The organism is Actinocorallia herbida, assembly GCF_003751225.1.
Classification (GTDB): Bacteria; Actinomycetota; Actinomycetes; order Streptosporangiales; family Streptosporangiaceae; genus Actinocorallia; species Actinocorallia herbida.
Map to the genome: position 1 here is coordinate 3,763,436 of NZ_RJKE01000001.1, position 26,511 is coordinate 3,789,946.

Below are 26,511 nucleotides of genomic sequence, written 5' to 3' on the forward strand. Positions count from 1 at the left end.
GTTCTCAGGACGCGGCCGGTCGCGCCGCGCTTCCCACGATCCTGGCGAACATCAGCATGTCCCGCCGCTCGCCGCCGACCTCGCCCCAGGACCGCAGCAGCCCTTCGCAGGTGAAGCCCGCTTTCTCCGCCGTCCTGACCGATCCGGCGTTCCACGGCTCGATGTGCAGCTCGACGCGGGCGGCGCCCAGGTGCGCCCCCGCCCATTCCGCCAGCGTCCCGACGGCCGCGGCCGCGATGCCCGACCCGCGCGCCGACGCCACGACCCAGTACCCGATCGACACCCGCCCGAGGTCCAGGTCGCGGATCCACACCCCGACGTGCCCGACCGTCCGGCCCCGCTCATCGACGATCGCGAACGGATAGCCCGTCCCGTCCTCCGCCCGTCGGAACTGCCGCTCGACGAACGCCCGCCCCGCCTCCTCGCTCCACTCCCGCGGCACCGTGGTGATGACCGGAATGTACGGATCCTCCGCCGCCTCCCGAAGCACCTCGGCGTCCCCGTACGCCCACTCCCGCAGCACCCGCTCCCCGAACCGGATCCGCGGCACCGCCAGCCCGCCCACCACGCCTCCCCCTCCGGAACGCCCCACCGCACGCGGAGACTACCGACCGGTCGGCGCCCGATGTGCTTCCAGTACTGGTAGAAGGCCATCTGCCGCGCGACTCCACCCGCGGAAACCGATGCGCGAACACCGCCAGAAAGTCCGAAAACTGCCGAGACCAAGCATCAACATCAACAACGACCACGGATCAATAAATACACGGAGGCACATATTGATCACCACCTGTCGTTGCAATGCTAGGCCACGTCCTGTGAATCTTGGTGTTCGGCTCGTCATGAGCTGACCGATGCCGCCTGGGCGAGGGTGGAGCCTCTTCTTCCCGTCCAGGCGGCTCGTGGTGGCCGGCGGCCGGATCGCCGGACGGTGTTGAACGGGATCTTGTGGAAACCGGCGTCGGGCTTCCGTGGCGGGGTCGCTGCATCGAACGGCTCAAGCAATGGCGCGCCATCGCCACCCGCCACGGCAAACCCGCCCACCACTGCCAAGCCGGGATCACCCTGGTCGGCGCACTCCTCTGGATCGACCGAGATCCACCGGACACTCTCTGGCCCGAGCGGCGCCCGCGCCGCCGCGGAAAGGCTCGGGCGGGGACTCGCGGCCGGGCCTTCGGTGGCGGTGCGGCCAGGAGGGGCGGGCCGCGGCGCGACGCCGGCCGCGCCGCTCGCGCCGTTGTCGCCCATCACCGAGACGCGCGCCCGCTCGTCGGCGTGCGCGGTCCGGTTCTGGAGCAGGACCGCGACCGGGCGCGAGTCGCCCGCGCCGATCGTGACGGTGCCCTCGGCCGGTGTCGCGGTGTCGCGGTGTCGCGGTGACGCCGTCGTGGCGACCTTCGCCATGAGAGGTCCTGCCTCTGAGGTCGAGGATCCTGAGCCGTGGGGAAGCAGGGCTCGTCGGCCGGTCGGGACCGGGCGGGGCGAGGGCCCGACGGCGTTGACGACGGAGGCCTCCGGCCGGGATATGTCATGATGTGGGCGTTATTGGCGAGCGGGGACTGAGGAAGCCGGTGTGAATCCGGCGCGGTCCCGCCACTGTGAACGGCGCGCCTGCCCGCCGTCCGAGAGGACGGGGACGGCGGCGAGCCGGAAGCCAGGAGACTCACCCGTCTCGCCTCCTCGCGACGTCTGGGGCGGATCTCCCCGGAGGGGAGTCGGCCTCGTGCCCGTGGAATGTGCCCGGAGCCTGCCGTGCAGGGTCACGGTGTGCCGTGACTGCTGCTGCGGCAGCCCGAAGATCGCCGGTGTCGACCACGACGCGCAGCTCGCCCGGCTGCGCGCCGAGGCCGAGGTCCGCGTGTCGGACTGCCTCGACGTCTGCGAACGCGCGAACGTCATCGTCGTCCAGCCCTCCGCCGAAGGCCGCGCCGCCGGAGCCCGCAACATCTGGCTGGAGTTCGTCAACGGCGCGGCCGCCACCGAGGACGTCGCCGCCTGGCTGCGCGCCGGAGGCCCCGGCGTGGCCCCCATGCCTCCCATCCTCGACCTCCACCTCTTCACCCCGCCCCGCCGCCGCTGACCTCGCGGGGTCCGTCACCGGCGCGCGCGTCCCTCGAGGAACTCGTCGATCGTCCGGTGCGCTCTCGTGCGCCCCGGCGCGCGGCCCAGGAGCAGCGCGTCGACCAGCAGCGGCGAGATGACCGAGGTGACGACGTCCTCGGCCTCGTCCTCCGGCACCGCAGCGTCGCCGAGCGCGGCGTGGAAGGGCGCCAAGAGGTCGGTGATGTAGCGGCGGCGCAGGTCGGCCACCGACGGATCGAGCGCGACCGCGGCGACGAGCGCCTGGAGCATCCCGCCGACGGGTCTGTCGCGAAGCCTGTCGCAGAGCCGGTCGACCTCGGCGTGCAGGTCGGTGCCGAGGTCCCCGGCCGGCTCGCGCGGGGTGAGCGGGGCGACGGCGACGAGCGCCTCCAGCACGGACCGCGGCGACGGCCAATGCCGGTAGACCGTCGAGCGGGAAACGCCGGTGACGGTGTGCAGTCGCTGCGGGGTCAGCGCGGCGGCGCCCTCGCTCAGCAGCAGCTCGAGGGCGGCGGTGAGGACGACGGCCGTGGTGTCCCCGGTGGGTCCCGTGGGGCGTCCTGGTCTGGTCACGAGGGTTAACACTACAACTTGTCCCGGAATTCAATTAACGGTACGTTCTGCACCGCAAACCCCTGGACGTGAAGGAGGGCCCATGCGCCCGCACGTGGAACTCGTCGACGAACGCGACCTCATCTGGCACCTTGCGGAGTTCCAGCACGCCACCGGTGCCGCCGAGCAGCGCAACCTCAGCTACGACGAAGAGGACGGGTCGGCCTCCCTCAAGGTCCGGTTCGCCTCCGACTGGTCGCGGCCCGCGGGCGTCCACAGGGCCGACACCGAGTGGTACGTGCTGTCCGGCAGCGTCACCGTCGGCGGCACCGTCCTGGGCGCCGGCGGATACTGGACCGCTCCCGCGGGCGTCTGGACGCCTCCCGTGTCCGCCGCCGAAGGGACCGAGATCCTCCTGTTCCGCGAGTACGGCGACTGGCACTTCGACCTCGCCGCGGAAAGCCTGCCGGGAGTCCGCGACGACCAGGCCCTCGTCGTCCTCGACACCGCGGCGATGCCGTGGATCGATGTCGCGGACGGCAGCCCCATGCGGTTCGACCTCGGCGGCACCCCCGTGCCCGGCCTCTACATCAAGCTGCTGCACCGGGACGAGAAGACCGGTTTCTACACACGGCTCATCAAGGCCAAGCCCGGCTGGCGTGAGGAGCCGCTCGCCCACCACCCGTGCAGTGAGGAGGCCTACTGCCTCGACGGCGGCTTCGACTACAACTACGGCAGGATGTGGCCCGGCACCTACTTCTGGCGGCCCGCCCTCATCCGGCACGGCGACTTCACCGCCGACGCCGAGCTCGGCTGCACCTGGATCGTCCGCTCCGACGCCGACCTCGTCGACTGGTACACCGACGATGCCCGCGTCGTCATGACCGGCGACCCGACGAACTGGGGCGACGGATTCCCGCAGAGCGTCGGTCCCCGGTACGTCGAGCCGGTCCGCTCCCGCAGCATCGGCCCCTGGCAGGATCCCTCCTACCAGTGACCCAGGTCCGGTCCCGGCCGGTACCCGCGCCCGCAGACCGGGTGCCGGGAGCGGTGGCCGGATCCCGTCGGCCTTGAGACGAGCTGGCCGCCCGGCGTCGCGGCGCCCGTCCCGGCGCCGTCGGGACGAACACAGCGAGCACCCTGCCGGGGCAGGGCGCTCGCTGTGTTCCCGGTCGGTCAGGCGAGGAGGGTCTCGCCCATCCAGCCGTCGGGGCCGCAACCCGGGGGCAGGGCGAAGACGGCGGAGCCGATCGTCGTCGTCCAGAGGTTGAGGAGGTCGGCCTCGGCGAGGCGCCGCTGGACGGGGATGAACTGCCGGGCGAGGTCGGCCTGATAGGCGGCGAACAGCAGGCCCGACTCGACCACGCCGTCGTCGGACAGGCCGTCGTCGTAGTTGTAGCCGTGCCGCAGCATTCGCTGGGCGGGGTCGTCGACGCGGGCCAGGCGGATGTGCGCGGCGGCGTCGATGACGGGGAGGCCGAAGCGGTCCGCGGCCTGGAAGTCGGGCTCGTCGTGCTCCTTCCGCCCCGTCAGAGGGGCACCGTCGGTGATCTTCCTGCCGATCGCGAACTCCTTGGCCGCCTCGTCGGCCTCATCCCATTTCTCGAGGTTCATCTGGATTCGCCGGAGTGCCACGAGGGTGCCGCCGCGCAGCCATTCCGGGCCGCTGGAGATCCAGACGGCCCGGTCGAGGTCGGTGGGCTGGACCGTGCCGTCGAGCTGGCCCATGAGGTTGCGCTGGGTCTGCCCGACCTCCTGGGACGATTCCGGCCTCCGGAAGCCCCGCTGGGTCCACTTCACCGTCGCGAACGCGCGGGCGTCCTTGGCGATGAGGCGGAGCGCGTGGGTGAGGGTGACGGAGTCCTCGCAGCGAAGCTGGACGAGCAGGTCGCCACCGGTCCACCGGTCTTCGAGCCGGTCGGTCCTGAAGGCGGGCAGCGCGGTGAGCGGCCGTTCGTGCTCGAGCTTCGCGGCGGTGAACAGGCCGGGGCCGAACCCGAACGTCACGGTCAGGCGGGCCGGGATCGCCGCGAGTTCCGGCTGCGCGTCGGCCAGGCCCGCCCGGCCCTCGGTGAGGCGGCGGGCGTCGTCGGTGAGCAGCCGCATCAGCCGGCCGAGGGCCTCGCGGTCGGTGCCCGGCCTCAGCTCGAGGCCGAGGAACACCGCGTGCGCCTGCGGGTAGGTGGAGACACCCGCTTGGTGCACGCCATGGAACGGCTCGCGCTCCGGGAGGCCGTTCGGGGCCGGGGTTTCCGGGCCTCCGCCGCGGCCCGCGAGGTGGCCGCCGGCGGCGGCGAGGGAGCCCGCCGCCACCGCCCCACCGACGAACAGGCCGCGCCGGGTCAGGGTCTGCCGGTCCATCAGTGGCCGCCGCCCGTGTAGTTCTCGTTGCCGCCCTTGAACTCCTTGGCGAGCGCGGTGAACTCGATCTTCGACCCGTCGGACAGGGTGAGGGTGAACGCGACCTCCGCACCGGCCTTGAGCGGCTCCTGCACGTCCATGAGCATGAGGTGGAGGCCGCCCGGCTCGAGCTCCAGGCTGCCGCCGGCCGGGACGACGAAGCCGCCCTCCTTCGGCTGCATCTGCATCTCGCCGCCGTCGCCGACGACCTCGTGGAGCTCGACCACGGCCGAGGCCGGGGTGGCGGCGGAGGCGACGGTGACGTCGGCGCCGGTGGTGTTCTTCAGCGTGCCGAAGGCCGCGGTCATGCCCTTGTCGACGATCTTGACCCATGGGTCGGTGACGGTGAGGGCGGCCGCGGGCGCCTGCGCCGAGGCGGTGGCCGACGGAGCGGAGGCGGCCGCCTCGGTGGTGGTGCCCTCGGCACCGCAGGCCGCGATCGGCAGGGCGAGGAGGCTGAGGGTGGGGACGATCAGACGCTTGTCCATGAGGAGATTCCTTGGGGGAGAAGTGAGGAAGGCCAGAGGGCCTCGGCGGCGACCTCGTGAAGGTCGCCGCAGAGGCGGCCGCCTCAGCCGTCCACCCGGGCTCCGCGCTTCTTGATCGCGCCGACGACGGCGTCGATGAGGAGGAAGGCGAAGAGGGTGCAGCCGAACAGGGGGATGAGCCAGGCGGCGAAGAGGGCGCCCGCCGCCAGGAGCGCGAGCAGCCGACGGGGCGCGCCGCGCCAGGCGCCGCGCGGGATCGGGCGGCCGAAGCCGTGCCTGCCGCGCCGCCACCACATCCGGTAGCCCAGGACGATCAGGACGATCAGCGAGAGCGCCAGCAGGGCCAGCAGGATCTGGTTGGCGAGGCCGAACAGGGCGCCCATGTGGGCGGAGATACCGATCGCGGTGAGCTTGGCGAGCGGTGGATGGTCCGCGAAGCGGAGGGTGTCCAGGACTTCGCCGGTCGTGGGGTCGAGGGCCTTGGAATCCTGCCGGATCGGCCATGCGCGGTCGGTCTGCTTGACCACGAACGCGTCGTCGGCCTTCGCGGGGTAGACGGCCTCTACCCGGCCGTCCAGATCGGCGGACGCGAGGATCGCGTCGAGGTCGACCGAGGAGGCGTGGTCGTGGCCGTCGCCGGCGGCGGAGCCGTGGTGGGCCGTGGTGGTGCCGGAGAGGGTCGGGGTGACGCCGTTGAGCTTGGTCTGCAGGACGTCGACGCGCTTTCCGGCGTTGGCCGACCAGGTGAGCCCGGTCGCGGACAGGAACAGGAACCCGACCGCCGCCCAGATGCCGACGGTGCCGTGCAGGGACAGGGTGCGCTTGCGGCCCTTCGCCTTCAGATCCGGGACGGCGAGGTCGCGGCGGCGCCTGCGTGTGCGGGAGATCCACAGGACGAGGCCCGCGAGGACGACGACCCACAGCCAGGACGCGGCGGTCTCGCTGTAGTAGCGGCCGGGCTCGCCCAGGTGCAGGTGGCGGTGCAGCTGGGAGATCCAGGCCCGGAACGGGGTGGCCTCGGACCCGCCGTAGACGACGAGTTCGCCTTTCACCTCGCCCTTGTACGGGTCGACGTAGACGGCGAGCCGTTCCGACTCGCCGAGGCCGGGGGCGTCCATGAGGACACGGGTGGTGGCCCCGTCCTCCACCGACGGCCGGACGGCCAGGACCGTCGCGGTGGGCTTGGCGGCCCGGGCGGCGTCGACCTGCCGCTGGACGGGCAGGCGGTCCCCGGAGACGGGGACGGCCAGCCGGTCGGCGTAGATGATCTTCTCGGCCTGCCAGGAGCACGCGTAGAGCAACCCGGTGACGGCGGCGACGAGCAGGAAGGGCGCGATGAGCACGCCCGCGTAGAAGTGCAGGCGCAACGCGAGCGCCTGGAGCCCGCCGACGGAGGCGGGCCTGGTGGACCGCTCAGCCGCAGGCTGGACGGGCGTGGGGGAGTGCACGGACAACGAAGGTCTCCATGGCGGTCTCTCATGGCGCGCGGGCACCCGGCCACACGGCCATGGGCCTCCGGCATGCGCGCCGAAGGCCTGACAAAAGGGGAAAGGTCAGAGAGAGAACGCCGCGGGCGGCCCGCGCCGGGAGACCTCGGTGACGACCGCCACGGAGACGCGCACCATCACCGGAGCCGGCACCGGCGCCTTGCCGAACGGGGTCGCCGGGAGCACGGGCCTGGGCAGCCGGAGGATCCGGGCCCCGAGGCGCCGGACGAGGGAGCAGAAGAGCTCCTCGCCCCGGCGCAGCCAGGCCGCGGACAGGAGCGCCACGATCACGTGGCTGAGCAGCATCGAGCCGTGCGTGTGGTCCATCGTGACCAGGCCCGACCCGTCGAGGGCCTCGACCGCCGCCGGGGGATACAGCTCGCCGAACAGCGTGTGCAGCCCGTACTGGGCCGCGAAGGTCGCCGGAAGGATCACGCCCATCCCGCGCTCCCGCCCGACGAGCAGGAACGCCCCGGCCGTCAGCGCGAGCACCGCCGGCGCGAACGCCCCCGGCCCGATCAACGCCCCGCCGCCGTACCAGTGCGCCCCGGCCGAGATCACCGTGCACACCGAACCGAACCCCGTCGCGCGCAGCAGGCGCAAACCCCAGTCCGGTCGCACCCGCCCATTATGACGACCCCGCGGCCCCCGTGGCCCCCGCACACCGAATCCTCCCCCCGAAGCACCTGGTCCGCGCCGCCCGTCGGCGCACCGAACACGACCCGGATCACTCAAGCCCGCAGCCCACCTCCCGCATGCCTGATGTCCCGGTGGAACCCGGGACCCGAAAAGGGACGTGGGCCCCGGGCCCGCCCAGCGCGGCGTGCCTAGGGTCGGCGCAGCGGAGCGGACATGTGCGGAGGCGAGGGGTGCCGATGTCGATCGAGCGCGGATCGAGCGGGGGGCGAAGGGCGGCGGCGTTCCTCGCCGTGGCGCTGCCGGTGTCGGCGGTGCTCACGGGAGGCGCGCCGAGCGCCGTCGCCGCGGAGTCCGACACGGTGCGGCGCCTCGTCCACTACCGGTTCCAGGACGCGGCGGGCAGGTGCCTGACCAAGAGCGCCTTCTTCGGCAAGGCCGCGATCGCCGCCTGCGACGGGAGCATCTCTCAGATCTGGGAGATCGAGTGCAACGCCGCGACGGGAACCCCCTGCACGTCGGTGCTCAACATCTCCGCGTTCAACCCCGACGGCCCCGACCGATGCCTGCGCCGCGCGGACGCCACCGCGCAAGTCCCCACGGTCACCAGTTGCAGGTTCTGGTCGTGGCGCACCGAGTGGTCCCCCGACTTCAACCGGCTCCTGCTCGTCAACCTCGACGGACCCGGCAACGTCCCCGCCTACCTGGGCGCGGCAAGCCTGTCCGGTGTCCTCTCTTATGCCACCTTCTCGGAGATCCCCGGCGAAGCCCACCAGTGGCGGGCCCTCGCTGCCTCCTGACCCCGCAGCCCCCGTTCGCCCCTGCGGACGGGGGCTGCGGCGCACCTGCGGTGGGGCAGGGCGGCGGGCGCCTCGGCGGCGGCCCGCCTGCGGCGCGTGACGGTCGGGGAGGACAGTGCGGCGGGAGGCTTGGCGGTGGCCCTCAGGTTCTGTGGGGTTCGAGGTTCTTGAGGTAGTCCGTTAGGCGGATTCCGGCTTCGAAGGCGAGGTCGGCGTCGGGTTCCGGGTCGAGCCACAGCTCGGAGATCCGACGCCAGGCCGGTGGTCCGAGGAAGGGGCCGACGACGGGTTCGGCGCCGAGTGCCGGACGCCACCGGTCCTCATGGTCGAGCAGGCGCCGGAGCACCGCCTCGTTGTCGGCCGGCTTGGGATGCTCGGTGTGGAAGCCGATCTCCAGTGCCTGCTCGCGGGCGTCCTCGACGAGATCCGCCCTGATCAGCTGGGCTTCGTAGTGCTCCTTGGCGGGGGCGGGATCTCCGAACCACACCTTGACCCCGTTGCGGTGCACGACGAGGCGGAGCGGCCCCAGATCGCGTGGCGCGGCGCCGCGCACGACCTCGCCGACGTGTTCGAAGAAGTCGGGTTCCATGGCATCGCTCCCTTCGGCCGGGTCTCCCGTCAGGGTACGGAACCGCACTGACATTTCCGGGCCGTCAGGGGGGCGGTTCGAGGCCGGTGATGACGGCCTCGCCGTGATCGGTGACGCGGATGACCGCGGTGAGGCCGCCGGAGGCGAGGGACTGCTCTAGCGCGCGGGCGCGGTCCTGGGAGGTGAAGAAGGTGCGGAGACCGCAGTCGAGGGTGCCGCCGTGGGAGGCGCAGGTCAGGTAAGGGGCGGACGGACGGGTACGCGTCGGCGTGCCGCCCCTCCACAGGGCCCCTTCGCGCACGAGGGGGACGTGATAGGTGCCCGACCCGGCCGCCTCGTCGGGAAGCCCGGGGTAGTCGAGCTCGACGTAGGCGCCGCGGAACGGGTCGATCGGGTCGACCGGGGTGGCGGCGAGCCGGATCTGGGCGCCCGCCGCGAACGCCCACAGTTGGGGCCGGACGGCCCAGCCGGCCAGGGCGGCCTGGACGAGGACGGCCGCCGCGACGGCGAGGGAGGACTTCTTCATCGGGAGACCTCCGTGATGAGGCGGCGAGCCCTGTGGGCGGCCACGCCGGTGCCGAGGAGGACCGCGCCGAGCACGAGGAAGAGCGCCGCGCCGGAGAACAGCGGGGCGAAGATCGCGAAGCTCTGCGTGGTGACGAACAGGACGAGCGCGGCGGTCGCCAGCGGCGTCACGCCCGGCAGCCCTTTGGACGTGCCGAGCAGCGCGAACCAGGCCGCCGCGACCACGTAGACGGCGATCCCCGCGACCGCCCGGATCGTCCCGGACCCGTCGGGATCCCAGACGGCGAGCACCAGGCCCGCGCCGAGCACGGCGAGCACCGCGGCGATCTCGGCCCACGCGGAGGGCGCGCGCAAGACCGCCGCCGCGCACAGCACCGCCGCGACGCCCGCCCCCGCCCAGAGCGGCCCCGAGATCCGGAAGTCCTGGTCCGGGAAGGCGACGATGAACAGACCCACGAGCGCGAGGAGCACCCCCACGGGCCGCCAGACCGGGGCGAGGTCGGGAAGCGGCCGCTCGTGCAGGACGGCGAGGGCCGTGACCAGCGCGGCCGCCACGAGCATCGCCATCGCGACGGTCCCGTGGCTCGCGGCCCGCTCGGCGGCCCACCAGCAGTACCACCCGACGGTCAGGCCCGCCGCGACGACGAGGATCGCCCTCTCCCGGGTCGCGTAGGCGTAGGCGAGGGCACCGCCCGCCCAGGCGCCCAGCAGCCCGGAGGACCCCGCGGGCACCTGGAGGCTCTGCGCCGCCTGGAAGACCACCCCGCCCGCCGCGCACACCGCGATCACCCTGACCGCCGCCGCGACGGACCCGCCGGACCGCGCGGCGACCACCTGACCGGCCGCGACCGCCCCCAGCCAGACGGCGACGATCCCGGCGAACCGCACCGAGGGCGGCATCCGCTCATAGTTCGCCGCGACCACCCAGAGCAGCCCGACCCCGACGAACGACGCCCCGAGCACCAGCGCGATCCGCTCCAGCGCGAGCCTCCGCCCCGCCTCGTACCGCGCCGCGATCGCCTCGGCCGCCTCCCGCCCGATCACCCCCTCGGCCTCCCACACCGCGATCTCCCGCCGCAACCACGTCAACCGCCCACTCGAGACCCGCACCCTGTCCATCCCCCCAGCATCGCCCCCGCCCCGGCCCGCGTCATGAGTACTCCTACTCAGATCCCCAAGGCCTTTGGCCCCGCCACTCCCGCCGCGGCCCCTCGCGGCACCGTCGGCCGGGTCCGTGGTGCTTCCCGGCCCGCCGCTCAGATTCACAAGGCACCCTTGGCCCCCGCCACTCCCGCATGGCACCTCGCGGCACCGCCGCCCGGGTCCGCGGAACTCCCCGGCCACCGCCCCGCGTCCGGCTGTCCGCAAGGCCCGCGCATCGCGGTGTGGCTCGGCCGACCGGCCCGCGCGGTGCTTCCCCGGTCGCCGCTCGCGCGTCCTCGGGCCGTCCGTGGCACCGTTGATCGGTTGCTTGTGCCGCCCGGATCAACGTGGTGGGTCCGTACGGTGCGTCGTGGCGTCGCCGTTCGGGGTGTGTTTCACGTTTGGCCTGGTCCGGCCTACGCCGGTGGCGGTGACGGTCGGTGGGTGATGATGGCGGGATGCGCTGGGTCGTGGGCGGGGGACTGGCCGGGCTGCTGGGCGGCGCGGTGGTGTGCGTGCCGCTGGCGGCACAGGAAGGCGTGTCGGTCGCGGAGCTCGCCGCGTTCGCGGTGATCGCGGTGCTGACGGGGTGCGCGGTCGGGTGGTCGGGGAGGCACCGGCCGGAGGGCATGGTCGCGCTGGGCGTGCTGCTCGGGTTGCTCGCGTGGTTCGCGGGGGCGATGAGCCTCGAGCGGCTGGCGCAGGGCGGGAGCCTGTCCTGGAGCCTGGAAGGGGTGGCCGGGCCCTATCCGCGGCTCATCGCGGGGGTGCTCGCCGGAGGGCTGACGGGGCTGCTCGCCGGACCGATCACCCGGGTCCTTCCCGTGCGCAAGGGACGGCCCGGGGAACCGGCGCGTCCGGCACGGGTCGTCATCGTGGGCGGGGGCTTCGGCGGGGTGGCGGTGGCGCAGCGCTTCGAACGGCTGGCCAGGCGGGGCGCCGCGGTCGACGTCACCCTGGTCAGCGACTCGCCCTTCCTGCTGTTCACGCCGATGCTCGCCGAGGTCGCGGGCGGCGCGCTCGAGGCGCAGCACATCGGGGCGCCGGTGCGGGCGTGCGCGCCGCACACGAGGTTCCGGCGGGGCGAGGTCGTCCGGATCGACGCCGGGCGCAAGATCGTCGTGCTGCGCACCGGGGGCCATCGGGACGAGGAGCTCTCCTACGACCACCTCGTGATCGCCACGGGCGTGGCCCCCGCGTTCTTCGGCCTGCCGGGCGTCGAGGAGCGCGCGTTCACCCTCAAGACCCTCGGCGACGCGGCCCGGCTGCGCGCCCACGTCCTCGCGCTGCTCGACCTCGCCGAGCAGGAGAGCGACCCGCGGGCGCGCCGCCGCCAGCTGTCGTTCGTCGTCGCGGGGGGCGGGTTCGCCGGCGCGGAGACCGTCGCCGAGCTGTTCGACCTCGTCCACGGCGTGCTGCGGCACTACCCCGGCATCGACCCGGCCGAGCCTGCGTTCACGCTCGTGCACTCCGGCGACGGCATCCTGCCCGAGATGCCCGCCTCGCTCGGCGCGTACGCGCGCGAGCGCCTGGAGGCCCGCGGCATCCGCTTCCGCCTCGGCGTCCGGGTCGCCGAGGCCGCGGACAGCGCCGTGTGGCTCACCGACCGCACCGAGATCCCCGCGCAGACCCTGGTGTGGACCGCGGGCAACAAGCCGGGGCCGCTCCTGTCGGGTGACCGGCTCAAGACCGACGCCGCGCTGAGGGTCGACGGGGCCGCGGACGTGTGGGCCGTGGGCGACTGCGCGCGGATCCCCGATCCGTCCGGCGCCCCCTACCCGCCGACGGCCCAGCACGCCCTGCGCGAGGGCAGGAAGGCGGCGGACAACATCGGCGCCGTCCTGGCAGGCCGCGAGCCGGAGCAGTTCGTGTTCCGGGCCATCGGCATCCTGTGCCTGCTCGGGCACCGGACCGCCGCCGCTGAGATCCGCGGGCTGCGCCTGTCCGGCCTGGCCGCCTGGTTCCTCTGGCGCGGCATCTACCTGGCCAAACTGCCCGGCGCGGACAAAAGGGTGCGTGTGCTCTTCGACTGGTCGCTCGACCTGGTCTTCCCCCGCGACCTGACGGCGGGCCGCGATGCGTGAGGCGGCGCGCGGCGCTGGCGCAGGGGTGGTGGGCGGTCTCGTCTTCGGCGGGTGCATGGCCTCCTACGGCGCGCTGCCCACGGTCGCCTCCCTCGTCCGGACCGACGAGCCCGCCGTCGGCCTCGTGCTGCACCTGGCCATCGCCGCGGCGGTCGGCGCCGGGTTCGGGGTCGTCGCGGCCCGGGTGGACGGCAGCGAGCTGTTCTTCTGGGGCCTCGCCTACGGCGCCTTCTGGTGGTACCTCGGGCCGCTGACCCTCCTGCCGCTGCTCACCGGCGGGGAGGTCGCCTGGACCCTGCCCGCCGCCCGGTCGCTGCTGCCGAGCCTGTTCGGGCATCTCGCGTTCGGCGCGGTCACGGCCCTCGCGTTCGGCCTGCTCGCCCGTCCCGACCCGCGCGCGCACCTGCGCCCCGGCCCGCTGGTACGCGGCCTCGTCGCGGGCCTGGCGGCGGCACTGGTGCTGCTCCCCGCGACGAACCTCCTGCTCGTCGGGGCGCTCGCCGGGCTCGGGTACCCGCTGCTGTTCTCCGGCCGCCGCGAGGGTACCGGACCCGCCGTCGTGCGGGGTGTGGGCTACGGCTTCGTCTGGTGGGTGGTCGCCGCCCTCACCCTGCCGCCCCTGCTGCGCGGCGAAGGGCTCGACTGGTCGGCGGGCGCTGTCGTGGACGCCGTCGGCGAACTGCCCGGCCAGGTCCTGCTCGGCGCGGGCATCGCGCTGGTCTTCTCCTGGCTCGGCCTGCTCTCCCGGGCCTTCCTCGTGGACGACGTCCGGGCCCTGCACGACGAGGGATCCGGTGCCCGCGGCCTCCAGGCGACCCTTTCGGGGATCGTGGCCGGGCTCGTCGGCGGCACGGTGTTCGCCTTCGCCTGGGCGCAGACCGGCTCGCTCTCCCAGGTGGCGGGCCTGGTCGGCGGGGAGGGCATCGTCCTCGCCGTCGTGGTCCACCTGGTGGTGGCCCAGCTCATCGGCGTCTCCTACGCCCTGCTCTTCCGGCGTAGAGCCTTCGACCTGGCCTCCGGACTGGGCTGGGGCCTGTCTTACGGTCTCCTGTGGTGGTTCCTTGGCGCGCTCACCCTTCTGCCCGCCCTGCTCGACCAGCCTCTGCGCTGGAACGCCGCGGCCATGGCCCTCGCCTTTCCCGCGCTCGTCGGCCATCTCGTTTACGGCGCGGCCCTCGGCGTCACCCAGCAGTGGCTGGAGAACCGTGCGAACCCCTGGTGGCTGACGCGCGGTGAGGCCGAAGCCCGCCGCGTCGAGGCCCGCCGAGACCAGACCCTCTCCGCGGCCCCCGCCCTCTGGCTCCTGTCCGCCCTGCTGGCCACCGCCGTCCCGGTCCTCACCTCGGCCGTCCCCTGACGCGCGCGGTCCGCGCACGTCCGGCCTTCGCGGTCCGGGAGGACGAGGGATCAAGGGACGGGGCCGCGCGGTTTCGGGGCAGGCGCGGCGGGTTCCGAAGCCAGGTTTCGGGTGGTGGCGGCGAGGGTGAGGGGGACGAGGACGGTGAGGCCGAGGGTGAGGATGGAGACGCCGGAGTCATTGGCCAGCGTGCCGACGACCAGGGTGGTGACGGCGCCCAGCAGCCCCGCCTGGAACAGGGGAGCGCGAGCGAGCAGGTCCTTGGCCGGGCCGCGCAGGAGGAGGACGAGGAAGAGGACCGCCGTGAGGGCCAGCGGGGCGAACCTGAGGTCGGTGAAGCTGCGGGTCATCACGGTGAGCTTTCGGGCGACGACCGGGCCGGCGTCTCCGTTCAGCAGGTCGTGGACGAACCGGCCGATGTGGGTGCGGTCGGCGGCCGGGCGGAGGCTGTCGGCGTAGGCGACGGCGAGCACGACGGCCGCGGTGACGGCGGCCAGCACGGCGAGCTTGACGGCCGAGATCCGCCGCCGCGAGGCGACGAGGAGCGTCACGGCGAGGCCGGGGATGAAGGCGATCATTCCCCCGAAATCGCTGCCCCACAGGGGAAGCCCGTCGAGGAGCGCGGCGCACGCGCCGAGTCCTGCGATCACGCCGAGGGCGGCCCCGGGCCGTCCTCGGTCGTGGGTCCGCTGGGCGAGGACCGACGCGGCCAGGAGCGTCGCGGTCGTGAGGACGGCGAATCCGACGTTGCCCATGCCGAAGTAGCGCCAGCCGCCCAGATGCGAGTAGCCCATCAGGCTGTTGACCTGGAGGTTCATCCCGAAGAGCTGGTCGGCCGCCGGCACCGCGGCCGACAGCCCGGCCACCGCGAGGACGGGCGCGAGCGCGGAACGCCGCCGGGTGGCCGCGAGGACGGCCGTGGTGATCAGCGCGTCGCAGAGCAGGACCCCGCCGACCAGCGCGGCGCCGGGGTCGACGGACCACGGTGGGGCGGCCCAGGGCAGCAGGTTGACCAGGTAGGTCGAGACGGGCAGCGCGGCGGCGGCGAGCGCGGCGGCCCTGATCGCGGGCAGCCACCGCCCGCGCCGCCGCAGGGCGACGACGCCCAGCGCGTACACGGTGTAGAGCGCGATGACCCAGCCCAGGTGGAAGCCGAAGGAGACGCGCTTGAGCACCTCGCCTTCGGCCGCCTGGACGTTGAGACGGCGGATCTCGTCGCCGAGCCGCTCATGCGGGCCGCCGCCGGCGCGCGCCGGGGTGCCGACGAGGGTGTCGGGGGCCTGGATCCCGGCCGCGTCGAGCACCGTCGCGGTGAGATCGGGGAGGATCACGACGTCGGGCTGCCGGGTGGAGGCCGAGCCCAGGGACCGGCGGTCGAATCCGGTGCCGGAGGCCAGCACGGCCCGCAGGCGGGGGACGCCCCAGTGATCGGAGATCCCGGCGACCACCACGGTCGTCCCCTCGGGGATCCGGGCGAGAAGGGCGCCGATCGCGGTGTCCACCCGGCGCGTGGCGTCGCGTCGGCGCTCGCCCTCGCGGTGCACGAGATCATCGAAGGAGACGAGGGTGACGGCGCAGTCCGTCACGTTCGCGGCGGCGGGGTCGGCGCTGTAGCGGTCGATCCGCCCGGAGGCGTCGGCCCCGCCGAGGGCGGCGCCGGGCCCCGCGGCGGACACGCAGCCGCCCGACCGGTGCACGGCGTCCCCGAGCAGGCCGATCCTGGAGGGGAAGCCGAGGGAGTCGACGTACCTGCCGATCGAGGGCATGTCCTCGACCACGGCGCCCTGCCCGTCGGACTCGACGTTCGGCTCTCCGGCGCACAGGTTCGTCGCGGCCCGGCTCCCCGAGGAGACCGTCGCCCAGCCGTCCATCGGACAGGTGCTGTGCCCGATGCTCTTGGCGGACAGCAGTCCGACCGCGCTTCGTGCCGCGAGCCTTCGGAGATGGGGCGCCCGCCCCGGCTGGACGTCGGCCCACCGCAAGGAGGGAATCCCGATCAGCACGACCCTGCTCGCCCCGGCCGCCGAGGCAGGCGCCCAGAGCAACGGCACGACCGCCAGGACGGCGACCACCAGCCCCGCAAAACGTTTCACCCAGAACTTCCCATCTCCGACAAACGGCTGAGCCTACCCAGACTCCGGACCGGAAAATCAGCAGATGGGAATTCACGATCCAGGTGCGTTCCTCCAGCGGCGCGGCGGGGCGATCGGTGCATCTCGGTGAGGGTGGTGGTGACGGCGGCGTGAGGGAGGTCGGGGAGGGCGGCGCGCAGGTCGCGGATGTCGATGAAGCCCTGGGGCGCTGGGGCGAGGAGCCGGTAGGCGGCGCGGATGCGGTCCTCGACGTCGAGGGTGCGGCCGCGCCGGGGAATGTCGGGGGAGTTCGCGGTCCAGTGGGCCACGGTGTCGGAGGCGATCCGCCCGGTCTCGGCGACGCGCCGGGCGAGCACGCCCAGGGCACGGGCCCACAGGGCGGCTCTACGGGTGCGCGGGCGGCCTTGTGTTCGGCGTCGGCCGCGGCGGCGCGCGCCTCCGCGGCGGAACGCCGTGTCCCGGCCGGTTCCACACGGGACATCGCGCACTCCGCGCCGGGTCGTGCTCATGGACCCGGTGACGGGCTCTCGGAGAGCCCGTCACCGGGGATCCCGCCGCCGGGCCGGGCCGGGGCGTGGGGTTCCGGGGGCCGGAGTGGCGGTGGCGGGGTGGTGAGAGAAGTCTGGCGCGGGGTGCGTTACTTAGGGCTACGAATGGTGACTTTGGGTGGGTTATGTTTTCCGGAGCGCGTCAGCACGTCTCGGGACGGGCGGGGGACGGAAGGGCCGTTCCGCGGCGTCCGGGTGAGCGGATTCGGGCCTTCGGCGCGCGGGGTTCCGGGGGGAGGCTGGTGCACGGTGTCGGGACTGCCGCGCCATGTGGCGTGCGTGATGGACGGGAACGGGAGGTGGGCGGCGCGCCGGGAGCTGCCGCGGACGGCGGGGCACAAGGCCGCGGAGACGGCGATCATCGACGTCGTCGAGGCGGCGTACGCGGCGGGCATCCCGTGGCTGAGCGTGTTCGCGTTCTCCACCGAGAACTGGCGGCGGCCCGACGGCGAGGTCGACTTCCTGATGGGGCTGGTCCGGCGGACCATCCGCAAGCACGCGCTGGCGCTGCACGCGCGGGGGATCCGCTGCCGCTTCCTCGGCGACGCCGACCTCAGGATCCCCGCTGACCTCGCCCGGGACATCGCCGACCTGACCACGCTGACCCGCGACAACACACGGATGACGCTGACCGTCGCCTTCGACCACGGCGGGCGGCGCGACATCGTGCGCGCCGCGCGGTCCCTCATCCGCAGCCGGGTGCCCGCCGAGCAGGTCACCGAGGCGAGCTTCGCCGACCACCTGCCCTATCCGGACACCCCCGACGTCGACCTGGTGATCCGCACGTCGGGGGAGCACCGCATCTCCAACTTCATGCTCTGGCAGGTGGCCTACGCCGAATGGACGTTCCCGCAGGTCCTGTGGCCCGACTTCCGGGCCGCGGACTTCCGGGACTGCCTCGACTCCTACCAGGGGCGCGATCGCCGCTTCGGCTCCGTTCGTGTACCGACTCCGACGGGAAAGGCATGACATGACCGAGACCGACGCGCTCCTCGACGGCGCCTCCCTGCTCAAGAAGCTGTGCGGCGAGGCGAGGTGGGGGCTCGCCGCGACGCGCGCCAGCATCCTCGAGGCGGCGCACCCGCAGATCGGCGCGGCCCTGGTCGAGCACTCGACGTTCGTGGCGCATCCGTGGCGGCGGCTGCGCAACACCGTCGTCAGCACTCAGCGGATCGTCAGCGGCGACGAGGGGACGCGCGACAAGGAGACGGCCCGGCTGAACCGGCTGCACGGGCGGATCTCCGGTACCGACTCCCATGGCCGCCCGTACGACGCGATGGATCCGGAGGCGCGCGCCTGGGTGGTGGCGTCGCTGTTCGAGTCGACGGTCACCATGTGCCGGCTGGGCGGGCAGCCCCTGGACAGGGAGGAGCAGGAGCAGCTCTACGCGGAGTTCCGCGCCTTTCTCGGCCATATGGGCGACGAGGACGGCGGCAGCCTGCCCGCCACCCTCGAGGAGTTCTGGCCCTACTACGACCGGACGATCGAGGAGGGCCTGGAGAACACCGAGGCCGTGCACGCCGTGCTGTACCGGCTGTTCGCCGAGGTGCCCGCGCCGCCGCTGCTGCGCGAGCACCCCGCGGCGTGGGCGGCGATCCGCGCGCTCGCCGGTCCGGTGGCGACCGCGATCACCGTCGCGTCCCTGCCGGAGTCCTACCGGCGGCAGGCGTATCTCACCGCGGTCCCGGGCGCGGGCGTGCTCATGCACGGCGCCTATCTGACGGCCGGGCTCGCGACGCGGTTGCTGCCGTCGGCCTGGACCAGGACCGAGGTGCTCATGGACGTCCTGAACCTCGACTCCGGCGCCGTCTCGCCGGTGGTGGACTCGCTGCGCGACCACGCGGGGAAGGTCGGCGCCCTGGTGCGCCTGGTCGCCCCGCTGCCCGCGCGGTCCGGCGGCGACGGCTCGGCCCGCCGTTCGGCGGTGCGGTTCTTCGCCGAGGTCCTCGACCAGACCGGCGACGGCCATCTCGACTGGCCCGACCTCGCCGCGATGGCCCGGGAGATCGCCTCCCGCCTCGACCTGGACGCCCAGGGCGAGGACCGCCTCTTCACCGCCTTCGCCGCCTGGTGGGACGAGCTGCGCACCGCCCTGGACGCCGACGGCGACGGCCGCATCGACGCCCACGAGTACGCCACCGCCACCACCCTCCCCGGCCGCGCCCTCATCGACATCGCCGAGGTCCTCTTCGACGCCGCGGACGCCGACGGCGACCAGGTCATCACCCCCGACGAGTACCGCGTCCTCTTCCGCACCACCTTCGACCACGACCCCTCCGCCGGCCCCGCCGCCCTCACCCGCAGCGCCTTCACCCGCGAGTTCCTCACCTTCATGGCGGGCCGCCACCACTCCGACGCCTACGACGACCTCCTCACCCGCACCTGATCCCCGACGCCGAAGGGCCTGCCCGGGACCCTCCGCGCACGGAGGGTCCCGGGACATCGTGGGACCGCTGCCCCTGGGGACCGGGATCGGTCCGCCCCTAACCTGGGCGCCGTCGTCGAGAACACGGGAGGAGATCCATGGAATCGGGCGGGGTGGCGCGGCGGCTCGCGGAGTTCGCGCGGGTGCGGCTGGGCGGCAGGCCGGTGCCGGAGGACCTGCGGACGGTGCTGACGGAGACCTGGGAGGGCAGGCCGGGGCTCGTCGAGCAGCTGGGCGTGCGGATCCTCGAACCGGGCACGACCCACGTCCTGATGGACCATTCCTACCTAAGCGCCGCCGACCGGGCGAATCCGGACCTGATGGCGAACGTCGCGGCGATGACGGAGACCGCGGAGTACCTTCGCTTCGTCGTGGAGCTGGCCCAGGACTTCCTGCTCGGGTACTGGTTCCACCCGGCCGAGCCCGCGGACCGTCCGGCGCCCATCGTCCTCCTGGACACCGAAGGCACCTACGAACCCATGCCGGGAGCGACCCTCACCGAGGCCGTCGTCTCGTACTGGGCGGGCCGCGATGACGGGACCTACGCGGACTACCGCGCCGAACTCGCCGCCCTGGGCCTTTCGCTGTCCCCGCGATCCCTGGCCGACCTCACCGAGCCCACGCTCGCCCTCCACCCCGAGGCATACCAGGACGCCCGGTACGCGGAGGCCATCGCACGTCTCCGGTCCGGGCCTACCGGGTGACCCGGCACCCCCGGACGCCGCCTCGGCCCGCCGCGGAGGCGGGCCGAGGCGTGTCGGAGAACCATTTCCGCTCTTTCGCGGAACGACCGGTGCGCCATTCGGCGAGCCGGGAAAGCGCAGGTGGGAAAATCAGATGACTTCCCCGGCCCTCGGGATGCACCATGGACTCAGCACGACAGATGGGCGTAGCTCAACGGTAGAGCGGCGGTCTCCAAAACCGCGCGTAGCAGGTTCGACTCCTGCCGCCCGTGCGCATCACCCCACCCGAAGGCCGGAGTGAAGGGACCTATGCTCCGCCGCGAAGAAAGGCGCGGAAATGGAGGAATTCGTGCTGAGGATCGGTGCCGTGAGATATTCGGCGGCCGTCGTCCTCGGTTCCACCGGCCTGTGTAGCTCAATGGAGAGAGCACCCGCTTACGAAGCGGACGGTTCCAGGTTCGAATCCTGGCGCGGGCGCAGGACCCATCGCATGAGGCTCTCCCGCTCCCGTGCGATGGGCCCGCCATGGCGCGGTAGGGGAGCTCGGTCGTCCCCGCAGGCCTCATAAGCCTGAGACCGCCGGTTCGAATCCGGCCCGCGCTTCGCCATCCGGTGTCGCCCAGTCGGCAGGGCAACGGGCTGTTAACCCGTCAGGCGCAGGTTCGAGCCCTGCCACCGGAGCCACGCGCGACCCGTCCGCCGCGCCCGTCCGCCGCGCGTCGGCGGCGGGATCGGTCAGGTCCGTGGCGGGGTGTAGTGGCGGACGAAGGGGGCGAGGTAGAGGTCGACCAGGCGGCGGCGGGCGGCGGGGTCGTCAAGGGGGATCGCGGTCTCCGGGGTGAGGGTGAAGGAGATGACGAGCCGGACGACGAGTTCGGCGAAGGTGTCGATGTCCCGGTCGGGGACGGTGAGGCGGCCCGCGGCGACCTCGGCGCGCACCTGGTCGGAGATCCAGGCGCGGGCCTCGGCGATGGCGGGCTCGGCGCGGGTGGTGAGGTGGGGGAGGATGAACTCCGGCTCGGTGCGCAGCAGCCGGTTCAGCAGGCGGTGCGAGCGCAGGAAGTCGAGGCAGAACAGCAGCCCCTCGACGAGCCGGGCCTCCGGCGTGGCCTGGGCGGCGACGACCGCGTCGGCCTTGGTGAGGAAGCTCCGCATCTCGCTCATGAGGAGCGCGTCGAGCAGGGCGTCCTTCTTGGGGAAATAGCGGTAGATCGTCACCCGGGACAGGCCGCAGCGGCGGGCCACGTCGTCGACCGTGAAGCGGCGGACCCCGAAGTCCTCGGCCTGGCGGAGGGCGGCCTCCAGGACCCGCTGCGCGGTGCCGTCGACCAGCGGCGGCGCGGTGCGCACCCGGTGGAGCAGCCCCTTGACGATGCCCATGGTCAGCAGCTTAACGGGCTTTACATCTTGACGATACTTGTTACATCGGCTCAGTATTAGACCGAATCTCCAACAACAAGGGGTCGGTCATGCCGGAGCACGAGGTCGTGGTGATCGGCGCGGGGATCAGCGGCATCGGCATGGGCATCGCCCTGCGCCGGGCCGGGATCGAGGACTTCGTCATCCTGGAACGGGCCGCCGCCATCGGCGGCACCTGGCGCGACAACACCTATCCCGGGATCGGCGTCGACGTCCCGGCACAGGCGTACCAGTTCTCCTACGCGCCCAACCCGGGCTGGAGCCGCGTCTTCGCGCCCGGACACGAGGTCAGATCCTATGTCGAGGGCCTCGCCGACAGGTTCCGGCTCCGCCCGCACCTCAGGCTCGGCACCGAGGTCGTCCGCCGCGACTGGGACGAGGAGCTGCACCTGTGGCGGCTGACCACCTCCGGCGGCGAGATCACCGCGCGCTTCGTCGTCTCGGCCATCGGCGCGTTCGTCGAGCCCAAGCCGGTGGACATCCCGGGCATCGAGGACTTCCGCGGCGACGTACTGCGCTCCGCGTCCTGGGACCACACGGTGCCGCTCGACGGCCGGCGCGCCGCGATCGTCGGCACGGGGGCCAGCGCCGTCCAGATCATCCCCGAGATCGCCCGGCGCACCGCGCACCTCGACGTCTACCAGCGCACCCCGATCTGGATCGCGCCGAAGCCCGACGCCGCGGTGCCCGCCGCGCTGCGCCGCCTGTACGCGCGGGCTCCGCGGTTCCAGGAGGCGGTGCGGCGGGCCGCGACCCGGGGCGTGGAGTACCTGCTGATCGACAGCGTGGTCCGGCACCGCCCCGCGGTCACCGCGCGGCTGGAGCGGCTGCTGCGCGACACCTGGTACCGCACCCAGGTCCGCGACCCGGAGACCCGCGCGAAGCTCGTCCCGGACTACGGGTTCGGCTGCAAGCGCCCGTCGGTCTCCAACGCCTACCTGCGCACCTTCAACCGCCCGGACGTCGCCCTCGTCACCGACCCGATCGAGCGGGTGACGCCCACGGGGCTCCGCACGAAGGACGGCACCGAACACCCCGCCGACGTGCTGATCCTCGCGACCGGGTTCCGCCTCGCGTCCGACCCCGAGGTCTTCCGCCGCACCCCGGTGCGCGGCCGGGACGGGTTCGACCTCGCCGAGCGGTACGCGACGGAACGGCTGGCGTCGTACGAGGGCGTCACCCAGCCCGGACTGCCGAACCACTTCATGATGTTCGGCCCGTACGGCTGGGTCGGCGGGACCTGGCACCAGCTCGTCGAGACGACCGCGGCACACGTCGTCCGGGTGCTCGGCGAGGCGCGGCGACGCGGCGCGACCGCGGTCGAGGTCCGCCCGGAGGCCGCCGCGCGATGGACCGGGGAGATGCGCGGCAGGCTCGGCGGCTCGGTCTTCCACGGACGCTGCGCGACGGCCCGCAGCTACTACTTCGACCACCACGGCGACCTCCCCTACCTGCGCCCCACCAGCTCCGCCCAAGCGCGCGAGGCCGCCGCCTCCTTCCCCCTGGACGACTACCTCTACGAGACGAGGCACGCATGACCGCCCCTTCCGTCCCCGCGCAGCCCGCCCCCGAGCGGACCATGCAGGTCCGCCGCCTCCGCTTCACCCACCCGAAGGGATCGCTGCGCCGTCATTACGTGGACGACGACCTCGTCATGAGCCATGTCGTGGCGGTCCTGTCGGCGACGTTCCCGAAAGGCGAGGACTTCTTCGTCCGCTCCGTCCGGCACTACTCCGGCCGGATCACCGACCCCGAGCTGAAGCGCCAGGTGAAGGCGTTCATCGGCCAGGAGGTCGTGCACGGTCGCGAGCACGAGAGCCTCAACGCCGCGCTCCGCGAGATGGGCTACCCCACCCACTGGGTGGACGCCTTCGTCAAGCGGAGCATGGGCCTGAGCACCCGGTTCATGCCGCCCCGCGTCGCCCTCGGCCACACCGCCGCGCTGGAGCACTACACCGCGGCGCTCGCCGAGTGCCTGCTCACCGATCCACGGGCGCAGGCGCTGCTCGGCGACACCGAGGTCCGCAACGTGCTGCTCTGGCACGCGCTGGAGGAGGCCGAGCACAAGGCCGTCGCCTTCGACGTCTACCGGGCGGTCGGCGGCGCCGAGCGCATGCGGCGCCGCACGATGATCGAGGCGAGCGTCGGCCTGTTCGTCGTGACCGGCGTCTTCACCCTCCTCTCCCTGCTCAGGGACCCGGCCTTCTACAACCCGCGCCGCCTCCTCGCGAGCCTGCGGGCCCTGCGCCGCTCCCCGTTCCTGGACCCGAAGGTCCGCGCCCGCGTCCGCGCCTACCAGCGCCCCGGCTTCCACCCCGACGACTTCGACGCCACCGACACCCTCGACCGCTGGCGCGCAGAGCTCTTCGGCCCGGAGGGCGCCCTCCGAGACCGACTCACCTGACCGCACGCGTGCCCTGCCCGAGCCGGGCCGACGGGCAGGGCACGCGTTCCCCACGGCCCGTGCCGGTCATCGCCTCCAGAACAGGAGATGGGTCATGCCGCTGGGGCTCGGCACCGTGTCCAGGTGGAAGCGGTCGAGCAGGTCGGTGTGGTTCGCCCACAGCCGCTCACCCCGGCCGAGGTCGACGGGCGCGACGGCGATGTGCAGCGTGTCGACCAGGTCGGCCTCCAGGAACTCCCGGACCGTGGCGACGCCGCCGCCGAGGCGCACGTCCCGTCCGTCGGCCGCCTCCTTCGCGCGCGCCAGCGCCTCGGCCGGCTTCGCGTCGAGGAAGTGGAAGGTGGTGTCGGCCAGGGTGAAGGACGGCCGCTCGTGGTGGGTGAGCACGAAGACCGGGGTGTGGAACGGCGGGGTATCGCCCCACCAGCCCTGCCACTCGTGGTCCGCCCACGGGCCGCGCTGCGGGCCGAACTTGTTCCGCCCCATGATCTCGGCCCCGATGTTCCGGGCGTAGTCGCGGGTCAGGTAGTCGTCCAGGCCGCGGGTGCCGCCAGGGTCGGTGCGGTTCACCCAGCTCGCGGTGGCGCCCGCCCACGCCATGAGGGCGGCGGGATCCGCGTGCCCGAAGGGCCGCTCAAGGCTCTGCCCTTCACCTGAGCCGAACCCGTCCCGCGACACGGTGAAGCACTGCACCCTCAGCAACTGCGACATGCGTCCTCCTCGAATACTCCAGCGGAACGCCCAGGCCGGGCGCCCCTCGGACAGGTGGTCGGAACAGAAGGCGGATTCTTGCCGTCCCGCGCGGCACGATCTTCCGGGAATGCGATTCCCGCCGCCCGGAACGGGCTCCGTCGGCGCGATCCGCTGACCCGGCGGCGGCGGGCGTGGTGGGATCGGTGCGCATGAGGAACCTGCGATGGCCCGGGAGGGCGGAGATCGACGATGATCCGGACGGCGTCATCAGGGACTGCGTCGAGTACGCGCTGTCGTGGCCCAGGGTACTGAACCGTCCGGCCCCGGAGCTCCTCGCCGAGTGGTTCGCACCGGACGGGCCCGGGATGGTGGTGCCCGACCTCTTCGTCGCCTATCGCGCGCAAGAGGCCGGTGACCTCCCGGCGGACCGGCCGGACGCGGTGGACCCCCGGGCCGGGGAGTACTGGGTGCTCACCCGCCTCAGGTCCCGCGCCGATCCCGAGGCGTCCGCGATCGTCGCCGGCCCGGAGCTGCGCCACCTCCTCGCCCAGGGCGTCACCGCACGGGGCCTGACCCATGGGTGAGACCGTCCTGCGCCCCGGACGGCCGGGTGACGACCGTGGCCTCTGACAGGAGTACCGACCGCTGACCCCCCGATCCGAACGGATGGCCACTGATGTCCATCAGGGGTCGGCCTCCACGGCTGGAGCATCGAGCGGATCCCGGACCGACGTGAACGACGAAGCCGCCTACGGCTTCCCCGGCGCCGCCGCTCCGGCGACGGGCTGATCCGTCGGCGAAGGGCTCGTGGCGCGGGACCAGCGGGCGGGGTCGCCCTCGCTCCGGACCTCGCCGGTCCGCCGCAGGTGGTGCAGGAAGTTGACGACCTCGGTCGCGGCGAGGGCCTGGGCGGTGAGGGAGGGGGCCGTTTCCCGGTCCGCCGCCAGGACGCCCGCCACGTCCCAGGCCGTCATCCCGCCCGGTCCCCGCGGGACGGCGGCGAGGATCCGCCGTCCGCGCGCCTCGTAGTGGCGCCGCACGTCGTCGTGCAGCGCGGCGGCGTCGGCGGTGGGGCTCCCGTGGCCGGGGAGGATCAGTGCGGCGCGCAGGCCCCGGGTCCGGCGGAGGCTCTCGAAATAGGCCCCGACGGGATCGGCGCCGGTCCCCGCCTCGTTCAGGCGCGGTCTGATGCCCGGGAGGACGTGGTCGCCGGTGAAGAGCGCGCCGGAGGAGTCGAGCAGGCACAGGTGCCCGGGGCTGTGGCCCGGCGTCCAGACCGTCTTGAGCGATCGGCCGCCGCGGACCGGCACCTCGGCCCCGTCGTCGAGGAGGGTCAGCCGCGGCACGCCGACCTCGACGGACCCGAACTTGCGCGCCAGGGCCTCGTCCACGCCGGGCGGGGCGCCGAGGCGCGCCATTCCCGGGGCGTCCGGCGGCGGACCGAACCGCCGTCGGTCGGCCGGGTGGACGCCCACCCAGCACCCGGTCCGCTCCTGCACCCAGGAGGCGAGACCCGCGTGGTCCGGGTGCCCGTGGGTGAGGACGACGCCTTCGATGTCGTCGAGTCCGGCCCCGATGCCGCGCAGCCCGGCCTCCAGGGAGCGTCCGCTCGTCTCGTCCCAGCCGACGTCGACCAAGAGGAGCCGCCCGCCCGACTCGATCGCGTAGACGTTGACGGTCGGTGGCACGTTCCGCTCCACCACGACGGGCAGGTGCCAGATCCCGGGCAGCACTTCCGCGGGCGCTTCTTCGTTCATCTCTCCCCCTGATTCCTCGTGTCCGCGGTGCGCCGCCGCGTCAGCGCGCACCGGTCCAGGTGGCGACCAGGTCGGCCCAGCGGTCGGAGATGGTGCGGTCCAGGGTCGCCGCCTCGTCCGGGGTGAGTTCGGCGCGGTCGGCGGTGCCGGTGACGGCGGGGAGCATGGCGAGGAGGTCGTCCTCGTCGAGGCCGAAGGCGCGCAGGGTCGGCAGGTCCCGCCGGGTGTCGATGGTGTCGGGGATCGCGGACCTGGCGAGCAGGACCGCGGCGTCCTCCTCGCCTTCCGCCATGAGCTGGTTGATGACCGTGAGCTTGTTGAGCAGCACGACGGCTCCCTTCGTTGGTCT

27 protein-coding genes, 4 tRNA genes and 1 riboswitch are annotated in these 26,511 nt (G+C 73.3%); of the genes, 16 read left to right on the plus strand and 15 right to left on the minus strand.

Features of this window, described 5'->3' with window-relative positions; all coding sequences use genetic code 11:
• Nucleotides 1–4: 4 nt before the first annotated feature.
• Nucleotides 5–565 carry a GNAT family N-acetyltransferase gene (locus EDD29_RS17465; protein WP_246052824.1) on the minus strand — a complete coding sequence of 187 codons (561 nt, stop codon included), beginning with the start codon at nucleotides 563–565 and terminating at the stop codon, nucleotides 5–7.
• Nucleotides 566–868: 303 nt separating this feature from the next.
• Here EDD29_RS17465 and EDD29_RS48105 point away from each other — a divergent pair, with 303 nt between their 5' ends.
• Complete coding sequence (locus tag EDD29_RS48105) at nucleotides 869–1,531, plus strand: hypothetical protein (protein WP_170201447.1); 663 nt, start codon at nucleotides 869–871, stop codon at nucleotides 1,529–1,531.
• Nucleotides 1,521–1,679, plus strand: a riboswitch (cobalamin riboswitch). It overlaps the preceding gene by 11 nt.
• Nucleotides 1,680–1,720: 41 nt before the next feature.
• Complete coding sequence (locus EDD29_RS17475; RefSeq protein WP_123665430.1) at nucleotides 1,721–2,077, plus strand: (2Fe-2S) ferredoxin domain-containing protein; 357 nt, start codon at nucleotides 1,721–1,723, stop codon at nucleotides 2,075–2,077.
• A gap of 14 nt (nucleotides 2,078–2,091) precedes the next feature.
• On the opposite strand, the gene EDD29_RS17480 is transcribed toward EDD29_RS17475, so the two are convergent.
• Nucleotides 2,092–2,652, minus strand: coding sequence for a TetR/AcrR family transcriptional regulator (locus tag EDD29_RS17480; RefSeq protein ID WP_123665431.1), 561 nt, complete (start codon nucleotides 2,650–2,652; stop codon nucleotides 2,092–2,094).
• 82 nt (nucleotides 2,653–2,734) lie between these two features.
• Between EDD29_RS17480 and EDD29_RS17485 the strand changes: the two genes are divergently transcribed.
• Nucleotides 2,735–3,628 carry a DUF4437 domain-containing protein gene (locus EDD29_RS17485; protein WP_123665432.1) on the plus strand — a complete coding sequence of 298 codons (894 nt, stop codon included), beginning with the start codon at nucleotides 2,735–2,737 and terminating at the stop codon, nucleotides 3,626–3,628.
• Between the two features lie 179 nt (nucleotides 3,629–3,807).
• Here the strand turns inward: EDD29_RS17485 and EDD29_RS17490 are convergent, their stop codons facing one another.
• From EDD29_RS17490 to EDD29_RS17505, 4 genes are all read right to left on the minus strand, one after another.
• Nucleotides 3,808–4,992: a Dyp-type peroxidase gene (locus tag EDD29_RS17490; RefSeq protein WP_123665433.1), complete on the minus strand. Its 1,185-nt coding sequence runs from the start codon at nucleotides 4,990–4,992 to the stop codon at nucleotides 3,808–3,810.
• Nucleotides 4,992–5,519 (minus strand): copper chaperone PCu(A)C, encoded by a 528-nt coding sequence (locus EDD29_RS17495; protein WP_123665434.1) that lies wholly within the window; start codon nucleotides 5,517–5,519, stop codon nucleotides 4,992–4,994. The genes EDD29_RS17490 and EDD29_RS17495 overlap by 1 nt, the downstream gene beginning before the upstream one ends.
• Before the next feature lie 83 nt (nucleotides 5,520–5,602).
• A complete protein-coding gene (locus EDD29_RS17500; RefSeq protein WP_246053418.1) occupies nucleotides 5,603–6,967 on the minus strand; it encodes a PepSY-associated TM helix domain-containing protein in 1,365 nt (454 codons plus the stop codon).
• A 105-nt stretch (nucleotides 6,968–7,072) separates the two neighbouring features.
• Nucleotides 7,073–7,627 (minus strand): hypothetical protein, encoded by a 555-nt coding sequence (locus EDD29_RS17505; RefSeq protein ID WP_148085989.1) that lies wholly within the window; start codon nucleotides 7,625–7,627, stop codon nucleotides 7,073–7,075.
• A 254-nt stretch (nucleotides 7,628–7,881) separates the two neighbouring features.
• Here EDD29_RS17505 and EDD29_RS17510 point away from each other — a divergent pair, with 254 nt between their 5' ends.
• Nucleotides 7,882–8,442, plus strand: a complete 561-nt coding sequence (locus tag EDD29_RS17510) for a hypothetical protein (protein ID WP_148085990.1) — start codon at nucleotides 7,882–7,884, stop codon at nucleotides 8,440–8,442.
• A gap of 142 nt (nucleotides 8,443–8,584) precedes the next feature.
• Here EDD29_RS17510 and EDD29_RS17515 read toward each other — a convergent pair whose 3' ends face one another.
• The 3 genes from EDD29_RS17515 to EDD29_RS17525 form a co-directional block, all read right to left on the minus strand.
• Nucleotides 8,585–9,031, minus strand: coding sequence for a hypothetical protein (locus EDD29_RS17515; protein ID WP_123665437.1), 447 nt, complete (start codon nucleotides 9,029–9,031; stop codon nucleotides 8,585–8,587).
• Nucleotides 9,032–9,095: 64 nt separating this feature from the next.
• Nucleotides 9,096–9,557: a GDYXXLXY domain-containing protein gene (locus EDD29_RS17520; protein WP_123665438.1), complete on the minus strand. Its 462-nt coding sequence runs from the start codon at nucleotides 9,555–9,557 to the stop codon at nucleotides 9,096–9,098.
• Nucleotides 9,554–10,645, minus strand: coding sequence for a DUF2157 domain-containing protein (locus tag EDD29_RS17525; protein ID WP_170201448.1), 1,092 nt, complete (start codon nucleotides 10,643–10,645; stop codon nucleotides 9,554–9,556). Before EDD29_RS17525 ends, EDD29_RS17520 begins: the two co-directional genes overlap by 4 nt.
• Before the next feature lie 512 nt (nucleotides 10,646–11,157).
• Between EDD29_RS17525 and EDD29_RS17530 the strand changes: the two genes are divergently transcribed.
• Both EDD29_RS17530 and EDD29_RS17535 read left to right on the plus strand, forming a co-directional pair.
• Nucleotides 11,158–12,783, plus strand: coding sequence for an NAD(P)/FAD-dependent oxidoreductase (locus EDD29_RS17530; protein WP_123665440.1), 1,626 nt, complete (start codon nucleotides 11,158–11,160; stop codon nucleotides 12,781–12,783).
• Nucleotides 12,776–14,140, plus strand: coding sequence for a hypothetical protein (locus EDD29_RS17535; protein WP_148085991.1), 1,365 nt, complete (start codon nucleotides 12,776–12,778; stop codon nucleotides 14,138–14,140). Before EDD29_RS17530 ends, EDD29_RS17535 begins: the two co-directional genes overlap by 8 nt.
• A gap of 50 nt (nucleotides 14,141–14,190) precedes the next feature.
• On the opposite strand, the gene EDD29_RS17540 is transcribed toward EDD29_RS17535, so the two are convergent.
• Together EDD29_RS17540 and EDD29_RS17545 are read right to left on the minus strand one after the other, a co-directional pair.
• Complete coding sequence (locus EDD29_RS17540) at nucleotides 14,191–16,233, minus strand: hypothetical protein (protein ID WP_148085992.1); 2,043 nt, start codon at nucleotides 16,231–16,233, stop codon at nucleotides 14,191–14,193.
• Nucleotides 16,230–16,589 carry a hypothetical protein gene (locus tag EDD29_RS17545; RefSeq protein WP_123665443.1) on the minus strand — a complete coding sequence of 120 codons (360 nt, stop codon included), beginning with the start codon at nucleotides 16,587–16,589 and terminating at the stop codon, nucleotides 16,230–16,232. The genes EDD29_RS17540 and EDD29_RS17545 overlap by 4 nt, the downstream gene beginning before the upstream one ends.
• A 441-nt stretch (nucleotides 16,590–17,030) precedes the next feature.
• On the opposite strand from EDD29_RS17545, the gene uppS reads away from it, so the two are divergent.
• The 7 genes from uppS (at nucleotide 17,031) to EDD29_RS17580 (ending at nucleotide 20,573) form a co-directional block, all read left to right on the plus strand.
• On the plus strand, nucleotides 17,031–17,750 hold the full coding sequence (uppS, locus tag EDD29_RS17550) for a polyprenyl diphosphate synthase (RefSeq protein ID WP_246052825.1): 720 nt from the start codon (nucleotides 17,031–17,033) through the stop codon (nucleotides 17,748–17,750).
• Nucleotide 17,751: 1 nt separating this feature from the next.
• A complete protein-coding gene (locus EDD29_RS17555) occupies nucleotides 17,752–19,167 on the plus strand; it encodes an oxygenase MpaB family protein (RefSeq protein WP_123665445.1) in 1,416 nt (471 codons plus the stop codon).
• Between the two features lie 137 nt (nucleotides 19,168–19,304).
• Nucleotides 19,305–19,910 carry a hypothetical protein gene (locus EDD29_RS17560; protein ID WP_123665446.1) on the plus strand — a complete coding sequence of 202 codons (606 nt, stop codon included), beginning with the start codon at nucleotides 19,305–19,307 and terminating at the stop codon, nucleotides 19,908–19,910.
• Between the two features lie 179 nt (nucleotides 19,911–20,089).
• A tRNA-Trp gene (locus EDD29_RS17565) sits at nucleotides 20,090–20,161 on the plus strand.
• Nucleotides 20,162–20,293: 132 nt separating this feature from the next.
• Nucleotides 20,294–20,366, plus strand: a tRNA-Arg gene (locus EDD29_RS17570).
• 50 nt (nucleotides 20,367–20,416) lie between these two features.
• Nucleotides 20,417–20,492 (plus strand) — tRNA-Met (locus EDD29_RS17575).
• A gap of 5 nt (nucleotides 20,493–20,497) precedes the next feature.
• Nucleotides 20,498–20,573, plus strand: a tRNA-Asn gene (locus EDD29_RS17580).
• A 51-nt stretch (nucleotides 20,574–20,624) separates the two neighbouring features.
• Here EDD29_RS17580 and EDD29_RS17585 read toward each other — a convergent pair.
• On the minus strand, nucleotides 20,625–21,269 hold the full coding sequence (locus tag EDD29_RS17585) for a TetR/AcrR family transcriptional regulator (RefSeq protein ID WP_123665447.1): 645 nt from the start codon (nucleotides 21,267–21,269) through the stop codon (nucleotides 20,625–20,627).
• An 89-nt stretch (nucleotides 21,270–21,358) separates the two neighbouring features.
• Between EDD29_RS17585 and EDD29_RS17590 the strand changes: the two genes are divergently transcribed.
• Together EDD29_RS17590 and EDD29_RS17595 are read left to right on the plus strand one after the other, a co-directional pair.
• Nucleotides 21,359–22,846, plus strand: coding sequence for a flavin-containing monooxygenase (locus tag EDD29_RS17590; RefSeq protein WP_123665448.1), 1,488 nt, complete (start codon nucleotides 21,359–21,361; stop codon nucleotides 22,844–22,846).
• Entirely contained in the window at nucleotides 22,843–23,712 is an 870-nt protein-coding gene (locus EDD29_RS17595; protein WP_246052827.1) for a metal-dependent hydrolase, read from the plus strand. Before EDD29_RS17590 ends, EDD29_RS17595 begins: the two co-directional genes overlap by 4 nt.
• A gap of 66 nt (nucleotides 23,713–23,778) precedes the next feature.
• On the opposite strand, the gene EDD29_RS17600 is transcribed toward EDD29_RS17595, so the two are convergent.
• Nucleotides 23,779–24,423: a dihydrofolate reductase family protein gene (locus EDD29_RS17600; protein ID WP_123665449.1), complete on the minus strand. Its 645-nt coding sequence runs from the start codon at nucleotides 24,421–24,423 to the stop codon at nucleotides 23,779–23,781.
• A gap of 191 nt (nucleotides 24,424–24,614) precedes the next feature.
• Between EDD29_RS17600 and EDD29_RS17605 the strand changes: the two genes are divergently transcribed.
• A complete protein-coding gene (locus EDD29_RS17605; RefSeq protein WP_123665450.1) occupies nucleotides 24,615–24,989 on the plus strand; it encodes a hypothetical protein in 375 nt (124 codons plus the stop codon).
• Nucleotides 24,990–25,154: 165 nt separating this feature from the next.
• Here EDD29_RS17605 and EDD29_RS17610 read toward each other — a convergent pair whose 3' ends face one another.
• Both EDD29_RS17610 and EDD29_RS17615 read right to left on the minus strand, forming a co-directional pair.
• Entirely contained in the window at nucleotides 25,155–26,162 is a 1,008-nt protein-coding gene (locus tag EDD29_RS17610) for an MBL fold metallo-hydrolase (RefSeq protein ID WP_123665451.1), read from the minus strand.
• Between the two features lie 40 nt (nucleotides 26,163–26,202).
• Nucleotides 26,203–26,490, minus strand: a complete 288-nt coding sequence (locus EDD29_RS17615; protein WP_123665452.1) for a hypothetical protein — start codon at nucleotides 26,488–26,490, stop codon at nucleotides 26,203–26,205.
• Nucleotides 26,491–26,511: the final 21 nt, after the last annotated feature.